At 69.0% G+C, this 5974-nt stretch carries 4 protein-coding genes; 3 read left to right on the forward strand and 1 reads right to left on the reverse strand.

Annotated features, from left to right (window positions below; translation table 11 throughout):
- A partial coding sequence (locus K9U41_RS21300) for a hypothetical protein (RefSeq protein WP_282642848.1) occupies positions 1 to 316 on the forward strand: 316 nt, incomplete at its 5' end.
- A 227-nt stretch (positions 317 to 543) separates the two neighbouring features.
- Here K9U41_RS21300 and K9U41_RS21305 read toward each other — a convergent pair.
- On the reverse strand, positions 544 to 1992 hold the full coding sequence (locus K9U41_RS21305; protein ID WP_282642849.1) for an NAD-dependent succinate-semialdehyde dehydrogenase: 1449 nt from the start codon (positions 1990 to 1992) through the stop codon (positions 544 to 546).
- A 558-nt stretch (positions 1993 to 2550) separates the two neighbouring features.
- Here K9U41_RS21305 and K9U41_RS21310 point away from each other — a divergent pair.
- Positions 2551 to 3666, forward strand: coding sequence for a glycosyltransferase family 4 protein (locus tag K9U41_RS21310; RefSeq protein ID WP_282642850.1), 1116 nt, complete (start codon positions 2551 to 2553; stop codon positions 3664 to 3666).
- The gene (locus tag K9U41_RS21315; protein WP_282642851.1) at positions 3650 to 5845 is read left to right on the forward strand and encodes an amylo-alpha-1,6-glucosidase; all 2196 of its coding nucleotides are present in this window, start codon (positions 3650 to 3652) and stop codon (positions 5843 to 5845) included. Before K9U41_RS21310 ends, K9U41_RS21315 begins: the two co-directional genes overlap by 17 nt.
- Positions 5846 to 5974: the final 129 nt, after the last annotated feature.

A 5974-nucleotide genomic window follows, 5' to 3' on the forward strand; every position in this document is an offset into this window, starting at 1 on the left:
CCCAGGGACCGCGAGCGAACAGGCGGTGAAGGACGCGGAGGCCGAGGCACCGGAGGGCGCGGAGCGGGCGGTGGCCTGCAAGGCCCACGCGCTGGAACGGCTGCAGGCCCGCTCGCCCTCGATCTCCGACATCTCCATCGACATGGACGGGCTCACCATCGCCAAGGCCGACGTGGCGGTGGGCAGCACGCGCGTGACCGGGGTGCTGATGGGCGAGGCCTATATCCAGCGCGACCGCTCCGACAAGGCCCACCGCTTCCTCTGCCTCGTGGGCGAGGACGACAAGGTGCTGATGACCTTCCTCACGGAACGGTAGGCCCGGCCGGCCGCTTGCGGCCCGCGAACATGCCCCGCCCCCACCTCTTCACAGCGTCATGCCCCGGCTTGGCCGGGGCATCCACCGGGCCGCATGCGCGGTGCAAGGGCCAAGGCCATGGCCCCAGCCCGGCCGCACCGTGGATCCCCCGGTCAAGCCGGGGATGATGGCGGTGGGGACCGGCCCAGCACCGGCAAGCGCCGGGGGACCCCACCGGCGCAGCCCGCTCAGACCCCCGCCTGGGAGACGAACTTGGGGTTGAGATACGCCTCGATGGCCTCCGAGCCGCCTTCCGAGCCGTAGCCGGAATCGCGCACGCCGCCGAACGGCACTTCCGGCAAGGCGAGGCCCAGGTGGTTGATGGTCATCATGCCCGCCTGCACCTGGTGCGCCACCGCCTGCGCGGTCTTGGCCGAGCTGGTGTAGGCGTAGGAGGCAAGGCCGTAGGGCAGCCGGTTGGCCTCGGTGATGGCCTCGTCGAAATCGGCGAAGGGCAGCAGCATGGCGAGCGGGCCGAACGGCTCCTCGTTCATCATGCGCATCTGCCGGGTGACGCCGGTGACCACGGTGGGCTCGAAGAAATAGCCCTTGTTGCCGATGCGCGAGCCACCGGTCCTCACCTCCGCCCCCTGCTGCCGGGCGTCGGCGATGAGCGCCTCCATGGCCGGGATGCGCCGGTCGTTGGCCAGCGGCCCCATGGTGGTGCCCTCGTCCAGCCCGTTGCCCACCTTCACCGCCTTGGCGACGGAGACGAAGGTGTCCACGAACTGTTCATAGACCTTCTCCTGCACCAGGAAGCGCGTGGGCGACACGCACACCTGGCCGGCATTGCGGAACTTCGCCGTGGCGATCTGCTTGGCCGCCGCCTGCACGTCCGCATCGTCGAACACGATGACCGGGGAGTGGCCGCCCAGTTCCATGGTCACGCGCTTCATGTGCGCGCCGGCCAGCGCCGCCAGCTTCTTGCCCACCGGGGTGGAGCCGGTGAAGGTGATCTTGCGGATGACCGGGTGCGGGATGAGATATTCGCTCACTTCCGCCGGCACGCCATAGACCAGGGCGATGACGCCCTTGGGCACGCCCGCATCCACGAAGGCGCGGATCAGCTCGGCTGGCGAAGCCGGGGTCTCTTCCGGCGCCTTCACGATGATGGAGCAGCCCGCCGCCAGGGCGCCGCACAGCTTGCGCACCACCTGGTTGATGGGGAAGTTCCACGGCGTGAACGCCGCCACCGGACCCACCGGCTCCTTGATGACCAGCTGGTACACGCCGGGCGCGCGGGCCGGGATGACCCGGCCATAGGCGCGGCGCGCCTCTTCCGCGAACCAGTCGATGACGTCGGCGGCAGCGAGCGTCTCCATGCGCGCCTCGGGCAGGGGCTTGCCCTGTTCCAGGGTCATCAGGCGGGCGATGGCATTGGCGCGCTCGCGCAGGATGTCGGCGGCCTTGCGCATGAGCTTGGAGCGCTCGAAGGCGGAGGTGCGGCTCCAGGTGGCAAAGCCGCGCTCGGTGGCGGCGAGCGCTTCGTCGAGGTCAGAGATGGAGCAATGGGCAACCGTGCCGATCTCTTCCTCGGTGGCGGGATTGATGACGGGAATGCGCCGTCCGCCGTCCGCGTCGCGCCAGACGCCGTCGATGTGAAGCTGAACGTCGGGATAGGTGACGTCGGAACTCATGGGGAGCCTCCTCAAGACTTGTGCGAATTGCAGCGCGGCGCGGCCGGGGGAGCCGACGGCGCCATTTGTATCGATTTAGATTGAAGCTTCTACGGCGATGCCCGGCCTGCGGCCAACGATCCGCGCAAGGATGCGCCGGGTCCCGGTCGGCAAGGCGAGGATGGCATCGGCGCGGGACATCCGGTTCAGGGGTTCAGGGTGGGCGCGGAACTCCGCTGGCATGGAACCGGCGAGCGCACGCTCGATAACCATCCTAGAGCGCGATTCCCTCGGACGGAAGCGGTTCCGTTTCCCTTCCGGGGCTGAATCGCCCGGTCGTGATGACGGCAGGCAGCCTCCCACGCAGCGGGGGCGAGCCCGCCAGAAGGCACCCCATGCCAGCGCCGTCTCCTGGCGCACGCTCCGACCTGGGGGCCGGGGGAACCCAATCGCGTCCACACTTTTTCCGCACCGCGGGAAACCATGCGGCCCGCTCGCACGTTCTTTCCACAGAACCCGACTTTTCGTTTCAACGCCTGGCCTTGGCGGGGGACCCCCCCAGGGCCCGAGGAGAGATCCATGCGCATCGCCCAGGTCGCGCCGCTGATCGAGAGTGTTCCACCCCGCCGCTATGGGGGCACCGAGCGCATCGTGTCCTATCTCACCGAGGAGCTGGTGCGCGCGGGGCACGAGGTGACCCTGTTCGCCAGCGGCGATTCGCTCACCTCCGCGGCGCTGGAAGCCATGTGCGAGACCGGGCTGCGCCTTGCCCCCGGCCCGGTGGACCCGCTTTTGTATCACCTGCTCATGCTGGAGGAGGTGCGCAAGCGCGCGGACGATTTCGACGTCATCCACGTGCATGTGGATCTGCTGCATTACCCCGTGCTGCGCGAGCATCGGGCGCGGAGCCTCACCACCCTGCACGGCCGGCTGGACCTGCCCGCCGCGCACCGGCTCTATGCCAATTTTGCCGACTATCCGCTGGTCTCCATCTCCGACCACCAGCGCACGCCCATGCCGCCGGTGAACTGGGCCGCCACCATCCATCACGGCCTGCCGAAAGACCTCCTGCCCTTCAACCCCAAGGGCGGCGACTACCTCGCCTTCCTCGGCCGCATCTCGCCGGAGAAGCGGCCGGACCGCGCCATCGTGATCGCGGTCAGGGCCGGCATGCCGCTGAAGATCGCCGCCAAGGTGGATCGCGCCGACCAGGCCTATTGGGAGGACATGATCCGCCCCATGGTGGAGGCCAATCCCAATGTGGAATTCATCGGCGAGATCGACGAGCGCCAGAAGGCGGACTTCCTCGGCAACGCGGCGGCCCTGCTGTTCCCCATCGACTGGCCCGAGCCCTTCGGCCTGGTCATGATCGAGGCCATGAGCTGCGGCACGCCCGTCATCGCCTTTTCCCGCGGCTCGGTGCCCGAGGTGCTGGACGAAGGCGTCACCGGCTATCTGGTGAACAGCGTGGAGGAGGCCGTGGCGCGGGTGGGCGAACTCTCCCGCCTCGACCGCTCGGCCATCCGCTGCGCCTTCGAGCGCCGCTTCTCCGCCGAGCGCATGGCGAAGGATTATGTGGCCGTCTACCAGCGGCTGGCCGCAGCCAGGGCGACCAGCCCCGCGGTCCGGCGCGCGCCCAGGCCCGAGCTGCGCCTCGTCGCCGGACATGATGCCCTCCATGACGCCATCCGTTGACGCCCCGGTGGTGGAGCAGGGCGTCCACGAGCCGGACTATGTCATCGCCGCCAGTGCCTCACAGATCGAGACCACGCCGCGCACCCTGAAGCACGACGACACCTTCGCCGTGTTCGACGCCCACGGCGACGCGGTGCCGGGGCTCGCCAGCAACCACGGCCTGTTCCATCGCGACACGCGCCACCTCTCGCACTTCTTCCTGACCATAGACGGGGTGCGCCCGCTGCTGCTCAGCTCGACCGTGCGCGAGGACAATGCCACGCTCACCTGCGACCTCACCAATCCCGACCTCCCTGGCCGGGACGGCGGCGAGGCGCTTTTGCACGACCTCATCCACATTCGCCGCTCGCGTTTCCTCTACCGCTCGGCCTGCCACGAATGCGTGTCGCTGCATAATTTTGATGTGGTCCCGCGGCAGGTGGTCATCGCTTTTTCCTTCGACGCCGATTTCTCGGACCTGTTCGAGGTGCGCGGCGCGAAGCGGAGCCGGCGCGGGGTTCGCCACGCTCCGCTGCTCGCCCGCGACGGCGTGGGCCTCGCCTATACCGGCCTCGACGGCAAGGTACGGCGCACCGGCCTGCACTTCGAGCCGGCCCCCACCGAGCTGGAAGGGTCGCAGGCCCGTTACCGGATCGATCTTGCCCCGGGCGCCACGGGCGTGATCTTCATCGAGATCCGCTGCGACGGGGCGCAGCCGGAGGCCGGAGCCAAATTCACGTTCCGCAAGGCCCTGCGCTCATCCCGCGCGACACTGCGGGCGCGCGTGGCCCGGGCGGCGGAGGTCACCTCCTCCAACCAGCACTTCAACGACGCCATGAAACGCGCGGTCAGCGACCTTGCCATTCTCATCACCGACACCCCCGAAGGTGCCTATCCCTATGCCGGGGTGCCGTGGTTTAGCACCGTGTTCGGGCGCGACGCCCTTATCACCGCCTTCGAAACCCTGTGGATGGACCCGGCCATCGCCCGCGGCGTGCTGCTCCACCTTGCCGCCAACCAGGCCACGGTGCTGGATCCTGCGGCGGATGCGGAGCCGGGCAAGATGCTCCACGAGGTGCGCTCCGGCGAGATGGCGGAACTCGGCGAGGTGCCGTTCCGCCGCTATTACGGCAGCGTGGATTCCACCCCGTTGTTCGTGATGCTCGCCGGCGCCTACCTGGAGCGCACCGGCGATCTCGACACCGCGCGCCTGTTGTGGCCGGCGGTGGCCGCAGCGCTGGGCTGGATCACCGATTACGGTGACCGGGACGGCGACGGCTTCGTGGAATATGGCCGCATGAGCGGCGACGGCCTCTTGAACCAGGGCTGGAAGGACAGCCACGATTCCATCTTCCACGCCGATGGGAGGCTGGCGCGCGGCCCCATCGCACTGGTGGAGGTGCAGGCCTATGTCTTCGGCGCCTGGCGCGCCGCAGCGTCCATCGCCCGCCGCCTCGGGTACGTACAGGACGCGGCCGTGTTCGAGCGGAATGCGGGCCGGTTGCGCGACGCCTTCGATGTGGCCTTTTTCGACCCTGGGCTGGGAACTTACGTGCTCGCCCTGGATGGCGAGAAGCGGCCCTGCCGGGTCAAAAGCTCCAATGCCGGGCATGCCCTGTTCACCGGCATCGCCCTGCCGGAGCGCGCACCGGCGGTGGCGGCCCAGCTCATGGCCGGCGCCTCCTTTTCCGGATGGGGCGTGCGCACCATCGCGGCCGGCGAGGCGCGCTTCAACCCCATGAGTTATCACAATGGTTCAATCTGGCCCCACGACAATGCGGTGATTGCCATGGGCCTTGCCCGCTACGGCTTCCGCCGGGAGGCCGCGCGCATCTTCGAGGGCCTGCTGCAGGCATCGATCTCGTTTGATCTGCGGCGCCTTCCGGAACTGTTCTGCGGCTTTTCCCGCCAGCGCAGCCAGGGGCCGGTGTCCTATCCCGTCGCCTGTGCGCCTCAGGCCTGGGCGGCCGCCGCGCCGCTCGCCCTGCTCCAGGCGACGCTCGGGCTCGGCTTCGACATCGACGCGCGCCGCGTCACTTTTGCACGGCCCGAATTGCCTGATTTCCTGGACGAACTCGTGCTTCGGCGGCTGACGCTGGGGGGCGAGATGCTGGACGTGCGAATCGTGCGCGCCGGCGGATCGCCAGCGCTTTCAGTCCTGGATCGCCGCGGCGATATCGCCCTGTGGGTCGAAGCGTGAGGGTGAGCGTGAGGGTGAGGCCGAGCGCGGGTCGACGTCGTGCCGGCCTTGCCTCGGGGCCGTCCTGGCTTGGCGGCCTTTGGCGCGTTTGCATTCTCTGGGATGCGGGCGGCCGGGCGGTGTTTGGGG

Origin of the sequence: Xanthobacter autotrophicus, assembly GCF_029991245.1 — a bacterium.
GTDB lineage: Bacteria > Pseudomonadota > Alphaproteobacteria > Rhizobiales > Xanthobacteraceae > Xanthobacter > Xanthobacter autotrophicus_C.

What these genes read in the sequence shown, in the direction of transcription:
- K9U41_RS21305 (WP_282642849.1), bottom strand. Translation starts at nt 1,992, where the DNA reads ATGAGTTCCGACGTCACCTATCCCGACGTTCAGCTTCACATCGACGGC.
- K9U41_RS21315 (WP_282642851.1), top strand. Translation starts at nt 3,650, where the DNA reads ATGACGCCATCCGTTGACGCCCCGGTGGTGGAGCAGGGCGTCCACGAG.
- K9U41_RS21310 (WP_282642850.1), top strand. Translation starts at nt 2,551, where the DNA reads ATGCGCATCGCCCAGGTCGCGCCGCTGATCGAGAGTGTTCCACCCCGC.